Origin of the sequence: Actinotignum timonense (assembly GCF_002860685.3) — a bacterium.
GTDB lineage: Bacteria > Actinomycetota > Actinomycetes > Actinomycetales > Actinomycetaceae > Actinotignum > Actinotignum timonense.
Genome location: NZ_CP136960.1, coordinates 207,835 through 224,233 on the forward strand (window position 1 = coordinate 207,835; position 16,399 = coordinate 224,233).

Annotated in this window: 9 protein-coding genes and 2 rRNA genes; 3 read left to right on the forward strand and 8 right to left on the reverse strand. The window is 58.1% G+C overall.

Features of this window, described 5'->3' with window-relative positions; translation table 11 throughout:
- Positions 1-11: 11 nt before the first annotated feature.
- Positions 12-1,349, reverse strand: coding sequence for an MFS transporter (locus CYJ17_RS00870; protein ID WP_101595661.1), 1,338 nt, complete (start codon positions 1,347-1,349; stop codon positions 12-14).
- A gap of 407 nt (positions 1,350-1,756) precedes the next feature.
- On the opposite strand from CYJ17_RS00870, the gene CYJ17_RS00875 reads away from it, so the two are divergent.
- Together CYJ17_RS00875 and CYJ17_RS00880 are read left to right on the forward strand one after the other, a co-directional pair.
- On the forward strand, positions 1,757-1,987 hold the full coding sequence (locus CYJ17_RS00875) for a hypothetical protein (protein ID WP_087070284.1): 231 nt from the start codon (positions 1,757-1,759) through the stop codon (positions 1,985-1,987).
- Between the two features lie 109 nt (positions 1,988-2,096).
- On the forward strand, positions 2,097-2,615 hold the full coding sequence (locus CYJ17_RS00880; RefSeq protein ID WP_234984449.1) for a hypothetical protein: 519 nt from the start codon (positions 2,097-2,099) through the stop codon (positions 2,613-2,615).
- Between the two features lie 105 nt (positions 2,616-2,720).
- Here CYJ17_RS00880 and CYJ17_RS00885 read toward each other — a convergent pair whose 3' ends face one another.
- The 4 genes from CYJ17_RS00885 to CYJ17_RS00900 all read right to left on the reverse strand — a co-directional run bounded on the left by CYJ17_RS00885 (position 2,721) and on the right by CYJ17_RS00900 (position 7,472).
- On the reverse strand, positions 2,721-3,494 hold the full coding sequence (locus CYJ17_RS00885) for an HAD-IIA family hydrolase (RefSeq protein ID WP_026429073.1): 774 nt from the start codon (positions 3,492-3,494) through the stop codon (positions 2,721-2,723).
- Positions 3,495-3,625: 131 nt separating this feature from the next.
- Positions 3,626-4,417 carry a helix-turn-helix transcriptional regulator gene (locus tag CYJ17_RS00890; protein ID WP_234984448.1) on the reverse strand — a complete coding sequence of 264 codons (792 nt, stop codon included), beginning with the start codon at positions 4,415-4,417 and terminating at the stop codon, positions 3,626-3,628.
- Between the two features lie 121 nt (positions 4,418-4,538).
- The gene (locus tag CYJ17_RS00895; RefSeq protein WP_087070282.1) at positions 4,539-5,885 is read right to left on the reverse strand and encodes a D-serine ammonia-lyase; all 1,347 of its coding nucleotides are present in this window, start codon (positions 5,883-5,885) and stop codon (positions 4,539-4,541) included.
- Positions 5,886-6,038: 153 nt separating this feature from the next.
- Positions 6,039-7,472: a GntT/GntP/DsdX family permease gene (locus CYJ17_RS00900; protein WP_234984447.1), complete on the reverse strand. Its 1,434-nt coding sequence runs from the start codon at positions 7,470-7,472 to the stop codon at positions 6,039-6,041.
- A 146-nt stretch (positions 7,473-7,618) separates the two neighbouring features.
- On the opposite strand from CYJ17_RS00900, the gene CYJ17_RS00905 reads away from it, so the two are divergent.
- A complete protein-coding gene (locus CYJ17_RS00905; protein WP_087070280.1) occupies positions 7,619-8,452 on the forward strand; it encodes a serine hydrolase domain-containing protein in 834 nt (277 codons plus the stop codon).
- Positions 8,453-8,638: 186 nt separating this feature from the next.
- On the opposite strand, the gene CYJ17_RS00910 is transcribed toward CYJ17_RS00905, so the two are convergent.
- The 3 genes from CYJ17_RS00910 to CYJ17_RS00920 form a co-directional block, all read right to left on the reverse strand.
- Positions 8,639-9,718, reverse strand: a complete 1,080-nt coding sequence (locus tag CYJ17_RS00910) for a 2,3-butanediol dehydrogenase (RefSeq protein ID WP_087070279.1) — start codon at positions 9,716-9,718, stop codon at positions 8,639-8,641.
- A 262-nt stretch (positions 9,719-9,980) separates the two neighbouring features.
- A 5S ribosomal RNA gene (gene rrf, locus CYJ17_RS00915) occupies positions 9,981-10,100 on the reverse strand.
- A gap of 106 nt (positions 10,101-10,206) precedes the next feature.
- Positions 10,207-16,294, reverse strand: a 23S ribosomal RNA gene (locus CYJ17_RS00920).
- Positions 16,295-16,399: the final 105 nt, after the last annotated feature.

Sequence of the window (16,399 nt, forward strand, 5' to 3'; positions counted from 1 at the left end):
TGCCCGCCACGCTAGGCCGCGCGGGTGATCTGGGCGCGGCGCCGGCGGGTACGCAGGTGCAAAATCCGCGCGCAGCCCAGCCCCGTGGCCGAGGCGATGATGGCATAGAGGAAGGCGCGGGTGTAATCGCCGTCGCACATAGCACCGATCTGCGCGCCGAGCCGCGGGGCGAAAATAGCGGCCACCGAAAAACCGGTGAAAGCGAGCGCGTAGTTAATGCCTTGCCAGCGCGGACCGAAGCGGTCCATGACGCAAGCGGGCATGATCGCGATGGTGCCGCCATAGCTCAGGCCGAGCGCGAGGAGGCCACCGGCCAGGAAGATGCCGCCGGCCAGGGTGCCGCGCCCGCCCGCGATGAGGAGGAGTAGCCCGAAGGCGTCGCAGCAGAAGGTGACTTCGAGGGTGCGGGCGTGGCCGAGGTGGTCGGCGAGCCAGCCAAAGCAGAAACGCCCCGCGGTGCCCGCGCAGGCGTAAAGGGAGACGAAGAGCGCGGCGCTGGCCGCGGAGAAGTGGAACATTCTCGCCGCGATGGGCGCCGCGTTGGAAACGATCATGAGGCCGGAAAAGGCCCCGGCGATGAAAATGGCAAAAATGAGCCAGAAATCGGGGGTGGCGAGCATCTGGCGGGTGGTGAGAGACGGCCGGGCGCTGCGCGCGGGTGCGGGCGCCGGTTCGGCGGCGGGTGCCGGTTCGGCGGGCACGGTAGGCACAGCTGGTGCTGCAGCAGACGCGCGTGCCGGTTCCACGGCGGGTTCCGTAGCGGTGGCAGGAGTAGCAGGCGCGGCCACGCCTTCCACCGGAGCGGCGCGGTAATTAAAGGCCACGATGAGCGCAATCACCGCGTAAAGACCGGCGAAAACCAACAGGGTGGTGCGTAGATTGCTGGAGTCGAGGAGTCGTTGGGCCAAGGGCGCCATGACGATGCCGGAGGCTCCGTTCACGCAGGAGATAATTCCGGAGATGAGCCCGCGTCGGCCCGGGAAGAAACGCAGGGTATTGGACAGCGCGGAGGTGAGGACCAGGCCCATGCCGATGCCGCCGATGAACCCGTAGCCGAGCACGAACTGGAGCGGGGAGCTTGCGCAGGCCGCGCTGGCCCAGCCGATGGCCGCGCACAGCGCGCCGATGGTTGCCGTCCAGACCGCGCGGCCGCGGTCAATGAAGTACCCGCCCAGGAGCATCGGCAGCGGGGCGAGGGCATTGGTGAGAGTATAGGCGCCCATCGCCGCGCTCAGCCCGTAGAGCTGGGTGGCCGGGAGTTGGAAAATTGAGAAAACGTATGAGCACCCGGTGATGAAGGTGAGCAGGCAGGCACAGACGAGCACCCGCCAAGGATGAACCTGACGCATGATTTCTCCGTCGTTACACGAAACCGCCCGTCGCGGCGCGGCCGGCGGGTAACGCGGAGGTGTGGGCCTGTGCGCCCTGGCGGCGGCGCGAAGCCGCACACCGGGCACGGGCACAAAACCGTGCACCGGACACAGGCTCCCCGCCCGCGTTACCTACGGTAGCGTAACTTAGGGGTGGGGTGCCGACCGTGCTATCTCATTATTCGGCCATCGGAACCCGTGCGCGAGGTTGCGATTGAGAGTCAGTGACGGGTGTATAGAACGGGTTCGAATTTATCCACAGAATCGCGAAACGCTGCCCTTATCCGCAGGGCGGCGGATAGCTCTTTGCTGCGCCTTGACACCATGCGAGAATTACGGAGAAGGAAGGGTAACCACCCGAAACTCACAATCGAAGGAGAGACACCATGAGTATTGATAGAGCACGTAGAGTGACTCCAAATCTCACGTTTAACTCGCTTGAAGATGTCCTCAAGCGCAAAGAAGAAATCTTGCAGGAGGTCAGAATGACCCGCGAAGAATTCGACCTACGCGCCGATAACTACCAGCTCGGACCAGACGAGGCTGAAGCCTATTTCGAGATGGAAGGCTTAGATTACTTCGAAGAGGTGTGCCGTGGTGAACGAATACTTAAATGAGCGTGCTGATGAATTTGCGGCACATCTACAGCTAATTGGGGAGCTCATCGATCCCAGGTTTTCCGTATTGAAGCAGGCCCTCACAAGAGAAGACCCTCCGACAATAAGATTGTCGGGAAATATTTACACTGATCGTTTCCTTATTGTCCGCTTCGAATACGCGGTTTTTCTCAATCCGGATAACGGGGTTCTTACCGTCGCGGAATCAACGTTCTCGGTGATACGCGGGGAGGTCGGAAAAGAGCCCCTGGTGCGTTGGGATTATATTCGCTCACCACGTTCGCATATCCCCTGCGCACATATCCAGGTACATGCCCATCGTGATGAATGGACACACGCCTTAGTATTAGGCGGTACTCATTCCCGTCGCTCACGCCGGCGCATCAAGCATGCATTGCGTACTCCCCGGATTGCCGATGTCCACTTCCCCGTGGGTGGACGCAGGTTCCGGCCCTGCCTGGAAGAAATCCTCCTTTTCGTTATTGACGAGTTCGGGGTCGCATGCACACCACAAGCCCTCGAAGCACTCCAGCAAGGCATGCGGAAATGGGAAGAGATCCAGCTAGAATCCGCGATCCGTAACAACCCCGCCACCGCAGTCCGAGTGCTAGCAACGGTTGAAAAGTAGCCCAACCGAGAAGAATCGGACGGATAAGGTGCGGAAACCGGCTACCTGCAAGGCAACGGCAACCAGAAGACCTCATTCGGCCATCGTTACCCACACAAGAAGCAGCTAGAGTAGCTCCGCCACTTCCGCGATGGAGGGATGCACATAATCGGGGCGGTAGGGGAAGTTCACGATCTCCTCTTGCGCAGTGGAACCGGAAAGCACCAGGTGGGTTTGCAGCCCGGCTTCCATGCCCGCGAGGATATCGGTATCCATCCGGTCCCCTACCAGCGCGGTTTCTTCAGAATGCGCGTCGATAAGATTGAGCCCCTTGCGCAGCATGACCGGATTCGGCTTCCCCACGTAATAGGGCTGGCGTCCGGTGGCTGCGGTAATCATCGCGGCTACCGCCCCGGTTGCCGGAATCGGACCCAGATCGGACGGGCCCGTCACATCCGGGTTGGTGGCGATGAACCGGGCACCCTTGTTGATGAGGCGGATTGCGGTGGTGAGCGCCTCAATGGAATAGGTGCGGGTTTCCCCGAGAACCACCACTTCCGGATTGACATTCGTCATGACGAAACCAACGTTGTACATCGAGGTAGTGAGCCCAGCTTCACCCACCACGTAGGCGCGCTTATTCTCCACCTGGTCCGCAAGGAAATTCGCGGTGGCAGCTGCCGAAGTCCAAATATGATCTTCCGGAACAATCAGCCCGGCTGCTTCCAAGCGGGCGGAAAGATCACGCCGGGTAAAAATCGAATTATTGGTAAGAACGAGGTAGGGGTACTCTTTTTCGTTGAGTTTATTGAGAAAATCCGCGGCACCCGGAAGTGCCTTTTCTTCGTGGATGAGCACACCATCCATATCGGTGAGCCAGTTTTTAATCACTCGTGTCATACCGCCATGATATCGAGTTTCACAGCTCTCGAAACGTGCCGAGGGCCCAGGCCGCTCCGGGCTAGCCAACCCGGCCCTCACACGCAGGCAGCTCAGAGCCGCGTGCATCAGCCCCGCGGCGCACCGCCGGCTTAGGCCCGTGCCTGGCGCAGATACCGGTACACGGTCGGCTCGGAAAGATTCATCGCGAGCGCCAGGTCGGTTACCGCCCCGCGCAGCTGGAAGAATCCGTCCTCGTCCAGCGAACGCACCACTTCCAGGCGCTCGGCCTGGGTGAGGTGATCCACGGAGACGTGGTAACGCGAGAGCACCGACTCCATAGCAGCCGTTTTCATATCGGCAACCGAGGAAGCCAAAATTTCCGGCTTTTCCGCAGGCGCTTCTTTGCGCCGCTCGGGATTGGGGAAATACAGGGAGGCGATTTTTTTGACCGTTTCGTCCAATTGCCGCAGCACGGTTTGGTCAGAATTAAGACAGAGCATCCCAATGATGCGGCCCCGTCGTCGTATAAAAAAGGTGGACGAACGCAAGGTGCGCGCGCGGCCGGGCGTAATCGCCTCGTAACCGGTGAGGTAATCGGCTGTGGTTCCTTCGCCGGCGCGCAGCACCCGCAACATGAGGTCGGTGGCCGGGGAACCCACGGTGCGCTGAGTGACATGCGAATTCGCGATGGCGATAACCGAATGGTCCAGGTCGCTCACGTCGTGGAGTACCACCTCGGTACTCTCCCCCAGCGCTACCCCGAGGAACTCCACCAGCGGCTTGAAGGAAGCCACGTACTCGCTATCCGCCTGGGATATTGCTTCACCGGATATCCCTTCGCGGGATATTGCAGAGTCCACTTCGCCTGATATCTCTTCCCGGGACCCGACTTCCTGGGATATCGCTTCTCGTGGCGCCTCGTCGCGTTCCGCTGCCTCCATGGCACAGGCTCCTTCCTGCCTACGGCCCCATTGCTGTATCTTCTGACAAAATATCTTAAATGACGACATAGTGCGGGGGTGCACACCGCTACGAGTGGCACCCCCGACTAACCGCCCTGCTTTACAGGGTCTCTTCACCCTTGGCGATGTAGGAATCCATCTCCTTTTCGGGAACCATATTGCCGCCGGTGATCCACGTGAGGTGGGTGGCACCCGCGAGCTTCTCCGGGGTCAAGCCCGCCCGCTCCAGGTACTCGCTGGCGGCGAGCACGTGGAAGGGCCCTTCGAAGGAAGTGGAGGAGGAAGGCTCGATGCGCAGGTCCTCGGTCTGGGCCAGGAGCGCCACGTTTTCGTACATGGTCTGGTCCTCAACGGTGTAGTAGCCGTCGATGAGGTACTGCATGCGCGACCCCACGAAAGCGGAAGGACGCCCGCAGGCCAGGCCGTCCGCGGCGGTGAGGTTATCGATGCCGAAATCTTGCACCGCGATCTCGTCGTGCTTGCCGGTCATCACGCCGAGGAACATGGAGGGCGAATGGGTCGGCTCGGCGAAGATGCAGTGCACGTTATCCCCGAACACGGTCTTGAGGCCGAAGGCCACGCCGCCCGGGCCGCCACCCACGCCGCAAGGCAGGTAGGCGATCAGCGGATGATCGGCATCCACCGTGACATCCAGGGACTGGAACTGGCCCTGCAGGCGGCGCGCGGCCACCGCGTAGCCGAGGAAGAGCGAAGGCGAATTCTCGTCGTCCACGAAGTAGGCGGTGGGATCCGATTCGGCTTCCTTGCGGCCCTGGGCCACCGCCACCGAGTAATCCGATTCGTATTCCACCACGTTCACGCCGTGGGAGCGGAGCTTATCCTTCTTCCACTGGCGCGCGTCGGCGGACATATGCACCGAGGCCTGGAAACCAAGCTGAGCGGACATAATGCCGATGGACAGCCCCAAATTCCCGGTAGAGCCCACCGCCACCTTGTACTGGGAGAAGAACGTGCGGGCTTCTTCGGTATCGAGCTTGCGGTAGTCATCCTCGAGGGTGATGAGGCCGGCTTCCAGCGCGAGTTCTTCAGCGTGCTTGAGCACTTCGTAGACACCGCCGCGGGCCTTGATCGATCCGGAAATCGGCAGGTGCGAATCGAGTTTCGCCCACAGCTGGCCCGGGATCTGCACGCCCTTGCGTTCGGCGAGCTTGGCTTGCATGGTTGGAACCGCGACCAGCGGGGATTCCAGGATGCCAGCCGTGGGGCGAGCGGCCGGGAAAACTTGGCTAAGGTAGGGAGCCCAGCGCTTGAGCCGAGCTGCGGCGTCGTCCACATCGACCACGGTCAGGCCGACCTTTGCCAGGCCCTCCGCGGCGGGAAGCACCTCCGGATTGAACCAATCCGCGACCTTGAGGTCCACGAGGTCCTGAATAAGCGGGTAGTCCTCTACCCACTGTTCGAGCGTTTTTCCAGCGATAGTTGTCATGACTGAGTCCTTTCTCAGATGGATTGGCGGATAAGTGTGGTGCTGCTAATAAGTGTGCGGCGACTAAGCGTGTAGCTGCGGATAAGCGCGCGGCGGCGGAACCTGCCGCGCCCGTAATGCCGTCCGCATCTGCAGCGGCGGCGAATCCCGCGCCTAAATCACCAGGTGAAGCAGCATGGTCATGCACAGGGCCACCACCGAGGCAATGGTGGTGCCCACGGTGAGAGTCTTGAGCGCATCCCCCACCGAAATGCCCATGTATTCCTTGTACAGCCAGAAGAGCGAATCGGTCACGTGCGTGAGGCCGATGGCGCCGGCGCCCACCGCAATCGCCATGAGCGCGGGGCTGAGATCCGGGGATGCCTGGAGCATCGGCAGCACGATCCCGGCCGCGGAAATCATGGCGACCGTGGCGCTCCCCACCGCGAAGTGCAGCACAATGGCGATAAGCCAGGCGAGGATCAGCGGGCTCACGGGCAGGCTTCCCATGGCGCCCGCGATGGCCTTGTCCATCCCGGAAGCCATAAGCACCGCGTTGAAGGCACCGCCCGCGCCGATAATGAGGAGCACCCCGCCGATGGGGCTGAAGGAGGAATCGGTCACCGAGGACAGATCCGAAAACGACTTGCCCCGCGAAATCCCCAGCGAGAAGTACGCGAAAATCACCGAAATAAGAAGCGCCAGAATCGGGTTACCCACGAGGTCCACGAATTGGCGCAGGCCGTTTTCTTCGGGCAGGGTCTGATCCGCAACGGTGCGGCACACCATAATAATGAGTGGCAGCAGAATTGTGAGCAGGGTAATGCCGAAACCGGGCAGGGAACGGTCCGCGTCGTCGTTCTTAAGAACATTTTCGCCCGCGGCAGGCGCGTCACCAGGGGTTCCGTTTGATTCGGGGCCGGGTTTTCCTTCGGCGACGACGCCGCTTACCTGGCCGGCGCCCGCGGTGACATGTGCACGTTCAAGCTGACGCAGCCCAATTCCGGTGTAGAGCGGGCCGCCAATGAGGGCGGCTGGGATCCCAACGATGAGACCAAGCATGATCACCATGCCGATATCCGCACCGAGGGTACCAGCAATAGCGGTAGCGGCCGGGTGCGGGGGCAGGATACAGTGGACCACCATAAGGGAGATGGCCAGCGGCACTCCCACTCGGATCTTCGAGCAGCCCACTTCCTTGGCCACCACGAAAACGAGGGGCACCAGGAGCACGAAGCCAACTTCCACGAAGACCGGGATACCGGCGATCAAGCCGAGGAATGACATAACAATCGGGGCGCGTTTCTCGCCGAAAACCCGGAGCATTCCCTTGGCGAGGCGTTCGGCCCCGCCGGATACTTCCAGCATTTTTCCGAGGATTGCGCCGAAGCCAATAATAAGAACGAGGAATCCGAGCGTTCCACCAACGCCCTTTTCGAGTACATCGCCCACTTCCGCGGGCTTCACGCCCGTGACCAGTGCGACGGTAATCGCCGCGATGGTCAGGGCGATCGAGCCGTGTAATTTCAAGCCGACGATGAGCACAACAACGAGCACAATCGCCGCTATGAGGACTGCGATCAGCCCTCCGGTTCCTAGGGTCATCATAACCTCCCGTGTAGCGCCACATCAGTGTGGCCTGTTCCCAGCCTACACACCCGACGATACTTTTGTCATCATGATAAGTTTATTATCACGCTGTGGCGCAGCTTGCATGGGCCCGTATATTTCTGCGGAGATGGCAGACTTGAGCCATGTCCGTGGATAACAACACCGTTAGCAGCGCCGATAACCGACTCGCTTCTGATTCTTTTAGCTTCCCGCATGCGCTCGGTGTTATTGACGGCGCCGGGCGCACCACTTTTTCTTATGGGAATCCCCGGGAGATCTACCCGTATATGTCGGTCACGAAGCTGCTGGTGGCGTGGGCGACTCTCATTGCAGTAGAGCGCGGCCTGGCCGATTTTGATGATCCGGCCGGCCCTCCCGGTTCCACGGTGGTTCATCTCCTCGCGCATGCCTCCGGGTTGCCGGAAGAGGAAGGTCCGGCGCGGGCCGGGGTTGAAGAAAAGCGCATTTATTCGAATTACGGTTTCGAGGTGCTCGGTGATTATCTGGAGAAACGCACCGGGATATCGATCCAGAATTGGGTGCGGCAGGTGGTGATTGAGCCGCTGCGCCTGAGTTCGGTGGCCGTGGAGGCAAGCCCGGCGTATTCGGCGGTGGGGAATTTGCGTGATCTGGCGCGGTTCGCCGGGGAGCTGCTGCGCCCGCGCCTCATTTCCACCGAGTTGGCGCGCTATGCCACTACCGTGCATTTCGACGGTCTGCCTGGGCTGCTGCCTGGCTACGGCTGGCAGCGCAATAACACCTGGGGTTTGGGGATGGAGATTCGCGGGGAAAAGGACCCGCATTGGACGGGGCCCTCATTTTCACCCCACACCTTCGGTCACTTCGGGCAATCGGGTTCGTTCCTGTGGGTGGATCCGGAGCTCGGCAAGGCCGGAGTTTTCCTAGGCGCCCGGCCTTTCGGGCGCGAGCACCGCAAGTTCTGGCCTGCGCTCACGGAGGAGATGCGCGGCCTCTAGAAGGCCACGCCCCCAGAACAGCGCTACGCCCACCTGCACCTACTCGCCGGGAAAGGCGAGCTGCGCAGCTGCGCCGTCGTACTAAAATCAGCGCCCGCAACAGCTGCCGCTACACAACAGCGCCCGCGGCGGGTTTCCCTACCACAGGCGCTGTCATACACAACTCACTCGCGTGGAGTGACCGCTTTAGTCTTCGCCTTCGCCGTTCGGGGAGACGAGGATCTTGACCGCGGTTTCGTTGCGGTTGATGAGGGGGTCGAAGCCCTTGTCAACGAGGTCTTCCAGGTTGATCTTGCCGGTGATGAACGGGGCAAGATCGATCTTGCCCGAGGCGACCAGCTCAATCGTGGCCGGGTGGGTGTTGACGTAGCCGATAACGCCGCGCACATCGAGTTCCTTCATGACCACGGAGTGCATATCAATATTCGGCTGGTGACCCCAGATCGACATATTGACGAGCACGCCGCGCGGCCCGAGCGCCGCGATGAGCTGGTTGAGTACCACGTCCACCGAGGTGCATTCGAAGGCAACATTGGCGCCCACGCCGCCGGTGAGCTTCTTGGTCTCTTCCACGATATCGACTTCGCGCGGATCCCAGGCGTAATCAACCACGCCGGCATCAACGGCGCGCTGGCGGCGCAGCTCGGAGAGTTCCGAAACCGCGACCTTGAGGCCCTTGGCTTTGAGCACCGCACAGCAGAGCACACCGATGGGGCCGGCCCCTCCCACGAGGGCGAAATCGCCTTCCTTGACGTCGCCGCGGTCCACGCCGTGGACGGCCACGGAGAGCGGTTCGATGAGTGCGGCCTGGTCAAGCGGGATATTGCCCGGGATCTTGTGGACCCAGCGCCGCTTGACGACGATATTTTCGGCCAGGCCGCCGCCGCGGCCGCCCAGGCCGATGAAGTTCATATCGGGGGACAGGTGGTACGTGGTCGATTCGGGACCGGTATCCACGCTGTCGCGGATAATATACGGTTCGACGACGACGTGGTCGCCGGCCGCGAGGTCCGTTACGCCTTCGCCAACTTCGGCAACGACGCCGGACATTTCGTGCCCGAGGGTGACCGGGACTTCCTCACCGGAAATCGGATGCGGGTGGCCTTCCGCGGGGCAGAAAATGGGACCGTCGAGGTATTCGTGAAGATCGGTACCGCAGATACCGCACCAGGCAACCTTCACCCGCACAGTGCCGGGTTCGAGCGGCTGCTCCTCGATATCTTCGATGCGAATATCGTGGTTACCGTAGTAACGCGCTGCTTTCATATCTCCTCCATTGGGTAGACCGTGCGCGATTGCGCGCTTTTTATTTTAGTCGACGACGACGCAACTATGAGGTGCGGACCACTTTTTACGCTGCACGCTGGATTGGGGCCACGCCCTTGCTTTCTGGGCTGGAGGCAGGGCGCACCCGCCGTGGAGGAAACACCCTGGCCGCCTGTCATGTGCATGGTCAGCTCTTCGGTTTAAATGCGTGTGTGGGGTGCCAGCCCCACAACAGGACTAACACCCCACACAATAAAAAACATGGCGGCAGTGACCTACTCTCCCACACCCCACCGAGTGCAGTACCATCAGCGCAAACAACCTTAGCTACCGGGTTCGAAAAGGAGACCGGGCGTATACCCTTGCCGCTATAACCACCGCCACAACCAAACAAACACCAACCAACCACACGTGGTGGCCAGTCATCGCACAGTGAACGCAAACATACCTATCTCACGCAAAAACAAACAAAAGCAACCCGTCAAAAGTTGTTTTGGTTATCGGTCCATTAGTACCAGTCAACTAAACACCTCACAATGCTTACATCCCTGGCCTATCAACCCGATCATCAACCGGGGACCTCACCCACCCCAAAGGTGGAACGAGAACTAATCTCGAAGCAGGCTTCCCGCTTAGATGCTTTCAGCGGTTATCCCTCCCGAACGTGGCCAACCAGCAATGCCCCTGGCGGAACAACTGGCACACTAGAGGTTCGTCCGTCCCGGTCCTCTCGTACTAGGAACAGCCCTTCTCAATTCTCAAACGCGCGCAGCGGATAGGGACCGAACTGTCTCACGACGTTCTGAACCCAGCTCGCGTACCGCTTTAATGGGCGAACAGCCCAACCCTTGGGACCTACTCCAGCCCCAGGATGCGACGAGCCGACATCGAGGTGCCAAACCATGCCGTCGATATGAACTCTTGGGCAGGATCAGCCTGTTATCCCCGGGGTACCTTTTATCCGTTGAGCGACGGCGCTTCCACAAGCCACCGCCGGATCACTAGTTCCTACTTTCGTACCTGCTCGACATGTCTGTCTCACAGTCAAGCTTCCTTCTACACTTACACTCACCACCTGATGACCAACCAGGCTGAGGAAACCTTTGAGCGCCTCCGTTACCCTTTAGGAGGCAACCGCCCCAGTTAAACTACCCACCAGGCACTGTCCTTAGCCCGGATCACGGACCAAAGTTAGACATGCAATACGACCAGAGTGGTATTTCAACAACGACTCCACACAAACTAGCGTCCATGCATCACAGTCTCCCACCTATCCTACACAAACCGTACCGAACACCAATACCAAGCTATAGTAAAGGTCCCGGGGTCTTTCCGTCCTGCTGCGCGAAACGAGCATCTTTACTCGTAATGCAATTTCACCGAGCTCGTGGTCGAGACAGTAGAGAAGTCGTTACGCCATTCGTGCAGGTCGGAACTTACCCGACAAGGAATTTCGCTACCTTAGGATGGTTATAGTTACCACCGCCGTTTACTGGGGCTTAACTTCCCAGCCTCGCCCCCAAAAAAGGGGCTAACCAGTCCGCTTAACCTTCCAGCACCGGGCAGGCGTCAGTCCGTATACATCGCCTTACAGCTTCGCACGGACCTGTGTTTTTGATAAACAGTCGCTTCTCCCTAGACTCTGCGACCCAACCCCCCACAACACCCAGACACGGGGCGTGTAAAGAGTGGGCCCCCCTTCTCCCAAAGTTACGGGGGCATTTTGCCGAGTTCCTTAACCACGATTCACTCGCACGCCTTAGTATGCTCTACCCAACTACCAGGGGGGTGCGGACGGTTTCCTAGAGATTTTTAAGGAGAACGTTCAATGAGTAAGCGTACGTACACGAGAGAGCAGATCCGTAAAGCCCTCACCACCTACCAACGCACGCAATCGGTAACCGCCACAGTCCGTAAACTGGGCTACCCAGGCCGAGACACGCTCTACAAATGGATCCGGAATAGCAACGAGAAACCAGAGCAGAGAAAACCGAAGAAACACGCCCCTAACCAGAAAATATCAACGGACGTGAAAGTAACTGCCTGCAAGCGATTCCGCAGCGGGGAAAACGCCTACACTATCGCCCAGGATCTAGGAATCGTGAACTGCACAAACATCTATGCTTGGGTTAAAAAGTGGGATGCGGAAGGCAGTCTAGGACTCATGAACGAGAAAGAATGCGACCAGATCAAAGCGAAAACCCGCCACCAACTGGAAGCCCAGCTACCCCAAGACCCGGAAGAATTACGTGCTCTTGTAGCCGATTTAATCGTGCAGAAACGCGTCTTGAAAGCCCAGCTCGAGCTAGCAAAAAAAGGAAAAGCCCGCACAGGCGGGCGCAGTGAAGCGGTAGAGAAAACACGGGTAGCTAACCAGCTACGCTCTACCACGCCGCTAGCCATGGTCTTAGATACCTTGGATTTGCCGGCAAGCTCGTACTATTACACCGCTAAACAGCTAGAGCGGCCTGACAAGCATGCTCGCTTGCGTGAGTTGATCGCTCAGATCGCGCGCGAGGGCTTGTATACGTATGGGTATCGGCGTATCCGTTTAGCGCTTAGAAAGCTTGGGTATGTGGTCTCGGAGAAAGTCATCCAGCGCTTGATGCGGGAAGAGGAAATCCCGGTCAGGTATGCCAAAGCACGCCGGAAGTACTCTAGTTACGGCGGGGAGATCAGCCCGGCACCGGAAAACCTAGTCGAGCGTGACTTCCACGCTGATGAGCCCGGACGGCTTTGGCTCACGGATATCAGCGAGTTCCACGCAGCTAACGGGAAGGTTTATCTCTCCCCGATTATTGACTGTTATGACGGGAAAGTCGTGGCGTATACGAGGGGATTACACCCAACCTCAGTGTTGGCTGATTCCTCCCTTGAAAACGCCCTGGCAACCCTCCCGCACCAGCGTCTAAACGAGCTACAAGCCGGCCAGAGTGAGCATCCACTCGTGATCCATTCGGATCGGGGAGTCCACTACCGGTCTGTGTCCTGGATTGAGCTTACGCGGCGTTACGGGTTGACGCGGTCGATGTCGAAGAAGGGGTGTAGTCCGGATAATTCTGCTTGTGAGGGGTTTTTCGGGCGGATGAAAACCGAGATTTATCACGGGAAGAAGTGGGCTACAACCGATGAGTTATGCGAGGCGATAGACGAGTATATGTTCTTCTATAACCAGAAGCGTATTACCTTGAAGTTCGATGGTTTAACGATTGTGGAGCATCGTCAAGCGGTTTTAAGCGATAATGTCCAATAAACAGTCCGCAGCCCCCAGTGTCGGTTTCGGGTACGGGCGGTCTTACCACTCACGTCGATGCTTTTCTCGGCAGTACAGGATCACCCTACTTCCCGCTATAAAAACGGTCACCATCAGGCCTCACCCACAATGCCCCCCGGATTTACCTGGGGGACGGGCCACACCCTTAAACGCGCCAAGCCATTAGGCACGCGAAGCTACCTCCCTGCGTCACACCTGTTAACACGCTTGCCTCCCACACTTAGGACCCCACGCCACCCACACCAACCACAAACAAGACAAACGCCTCATTCGCTTACAAGGTGTAGACAGGATGGTTAGCATCAACGCAGAAGACACTGGACGCAATAAAACCGGTACCAGAATAAGAACTGGTCACCCATCGACTACGCCTGTCGGCCTCGCCTTAGGACCCGACTAACCCAGAGAGGACGAACCTACCCCTGGAACCCTTAGTCATACGGCGGGAAGGATTCTCACCTCCCAAACGTTACTCATGCCTGCATTCTCACTCCCACACAATCCACCACAAGCTCACGCCATGGCTTCACCTCGCGCAGGACGCTCCCCTACCCAAACAAAACTTGTTTGCCGCGGTTTCGGCGGTGTACTTCAGCCCCGCTACATTGTCGGCGCTCAATCACTTGACCAGTGAGCTATTACGCACTCTTTCAAGGATGGCTGCTTCTAAGCCAACCTCCTGGTTGTCACAGCAACTAAACATCCTTTCCCACTTAGCACACACTTAGGGGCCTTAACCGGCGATCTGGGCTGTTTCCCTCTCGACTATGAAGCTTATCCCCCACAGTCTCACTGCCACGCTCAACTTCATGGTATTCGGAGTTTGGCTGACGTCAGTAACCAGATAAGGCCCATCAGCCAACCAGTAGCTCTACCCCCACAAAGAACCACGCAACGCTGCACCTAAATGCATTTCGGGGAGAACCAGCTATCACGGAGTTTGATTGGCCTTTCACCCCTACCCACAACTCATCCCCCAGGTTTTCAACCCTGGTGGGTTCGGGCCTCCACACGCTCTTACACGTGCCTCACCCTGGCCATGGGTAGATCACCCCGCTTCGGGTCTAGAACATGCAACTAAAAACGCCCTCTTCAGACTCGCTTTCGCTACGACTACCCCACACGGGTTAACCTCGCCACACATCCTAACTCGCAGGCTCATTCTTCAATAGGCACGCCATCACCACCATTCAAATGTGGCTCTGACAGTTTGTAGGCGCCTGGTTTCAGGCACTATTTCACTCCCCTCCCGGGGTACTTTTCACCATTCCCTCACGGTACTAAATTCACTATCGGTCACGACGGGTATTTAGCCTTACCAAGTGGTCTTGGCAGATTCACACGAGATTCCACGAGCCCCGTGCTACTCGGGCATGTCATCACGCAGTCAGAAACATTTCAGCTACCCGGCTATCACGGTCTACGGCAGGCCTTCCCAAACCCTTCACCTACATCCCTGATTTATCACTACGCCCGGGGCTGCGGACTGTTTATTGGACATTATCGCTTAAAACCGCTTGACGATGCTCCACAATCGTTAAACCATCGAACTTCAAGGTAATACGCTTCTGGTTATAGAAGAACATATACTCGTCTATCGCCTCGCATAACTCATCGGTTGTAGCCCACTTCTTCCCGTGATAAATCTCGGTTTTCATCCGCCCGAAAAACCCCTCACAAGCAGAATTATCCGGACTACACCCCTTCTTCGACATCGACCGCGTCAACCCGTAACGCCGCGTAAGCTCAATCCAGGACACAGACCGGTAGTGGACTCCCCGATCCGAATGGATCACGAGTGGATGCTCACTCTGGCCGGCTTGTAGCTCGTTTAGACGCTGGTGCGGGAGGGTTGCCAGGGCGTTTTCAAGGGAGGAATCAGCCAACACTGAGGTTGGGTGTAATCCCCTCGTATACGCCACGACTTTCCCGTCATAACAGTCAATAATCGGGGAGAGATAAACCTTCCCGTTAGCTGCGTGGAACTCGCTGATATCCGTGAGCCAAAGCCGTCCGGGCTCATCAGCGTGGAAGTCACGCTCGACTAGGTTTTCCGGTGCCGGGCTGATCTCCCCGCCGTAACTAGAGTACTTCCGGCGTGCTTTGGCATACCTGACCGGGATTTCCTCTTCCCGCATCAAGCGCTGGATGACTTTCTCCGAGACCACATACCCAAGCTTTCTAAGCGCTAAACGGATACGCCGATACCCATACGTATACAAGCCCTCGCGCGCGATCTGAGCGATCAACTCACGCAAGCGAGCATGCTTGTCAGGCCGCTCTAGCTGTTTAGCGGTGTAATAGTACGAGCTTGCCGGCAAATCCAAGGTATCTAAGACCATGGCTAGCGGCGTGGTAGAGCGTAGCTGGTTAGCTACCCGTGTTTTCTCTACCGCTTCACTGCGCCCGCCTGTGCGGGCTTTTCCTTTTTTTGCTAGCTCGAGCTGGGCTTTCAAGACGCGTTTCTGCACGATTAAATCGGCTACAAGAGCACGTAATTCTTCCGGGTCTTGGGGTAGCTGGGCTTCCAGTTGGTGGCGGGTTTTCGCTTTGATCTGGTCGCATTCTTTCTCGTTCATGAGTCCTAGACTGCCTTCCGCATCCCACTTTTTAACCCAAGCATAGATGTTTGTGCAGTTCACGATTCCTAGATCCTGGGCGATAGTGTAGGCGTTTTCCCCGCTGCGGAATCGCTTGCAGGCAGTTACTTTCACGTCCGTTGATATTTTCTGGTTAGGGGCGTGTTTCTTCGGTTTTCTCTGCTCTGGTTTCTCGTTGCTATTCCGGATCCATTTGTAGAGCGTGTCTCGGCCTGGGTAGCCCAGTTTACGGACTGTGGCGGTTACCGATTGCGTGCGTTGGTAGGTGGTGAGGGCTTTACGGATCTGCTCTCTCGTGTACGTACGCTTACTCATTGAACGTTCTCCTTAAAAATCTCTAGGAAACCGTCCGCACCCCCCCCGTCCTGTCGGAAACGAGAAGACAACACCCCACAACACCCCATGTGCAACCCCCGACAAGTATCACACACACAAGGTTTAGGCTCCTTCGCTTTCGCTCGCCACTACTCACAAAATATCTTTTCCAGCAGGTACTAAGATGTTTCACTTCCCCACGTTCCCACCACCAACCTATCAATTCAGCTGGCAGCAACCCGGCATAACCCAGGCTAGGTTCCCCCATTCGGACACCCTCGGATCACCACTCGCTAGCCAATTCCCCGAGGCATATCGCAGGCTACAACGTCCTTCTTCGGCCCATACGCACCAAGGCATCCACCAAACGCCCTACAACACCAAAAAACAATAAACAAGAAACTCAAAACAAAATCGTTTACATTACGCAAAATCACACAACAAACACACACAAAACAAAACGCTTCACACATGCTTGTTATAAAGATGCTC

Excerpts from the sequence above, each read along its gene's own strand:
- CYJ17_RS00870 (WP_101595661.1), bottom strand. The coding sequence starts at position 1,349 with ATGCGTCAGGTTCATCCTTGGCGGGTGCTCGTCTGTGCCTGCCTGCTC.
- CYJ17_RS00875 (WP_087070284.1), top strand. The coding sequence starts at position 1,757 with ATGAGTATTGATAGAGCACGTAGAGTGACTCCAAATCTCACGTTTAAC.
- CYJ17_RS00885 (WP_026429073.1), bottom strand. The coding sequence starts at position 3,494 with ATGACACGAGTGATTAAAAACTGGCTCACCGATATGGATGGTGTGCTC.
- CYJ17_RS00890 (WP_234984448.1), bottom strand. The coding sequence starts at position 4,417 with ATGGAGGCAGCGGAACGCGACGAGGCGCCACGAGAAGCGATATCCCAG.
- CYJ17_RS00895 (WP_087070282.1), bottom strand. The coding sequence starts at position 5,885 with ATGACAACTATCGCTGGAAAAACGCTCGAACAGTGGGTAGAGGACTAC.
- CYJ17_RS00900 (WP_234984447.1), bottom strand. The coding sequence starts at position 7,472 with ATGATGACCCTAGGAACCGGAGGGCTGATCGCAGTCCTCATAGCGGCG.
- CYJ17_RS00905 (WP_087070280.1), top strand. The coding sequence starts at position 7,619 with ATGTCCGTGGATAACAACACCGTTAGCAGCGCCGATAACCGACTCGCT.
- CYJ17_RS00910 (WP_087070279.1), bottom strand. The coding sequence starts at position 9,718 with ATGAAAGCAGCGCGTTACTACGGTAACCACGATATTCGCATCGAAGAT.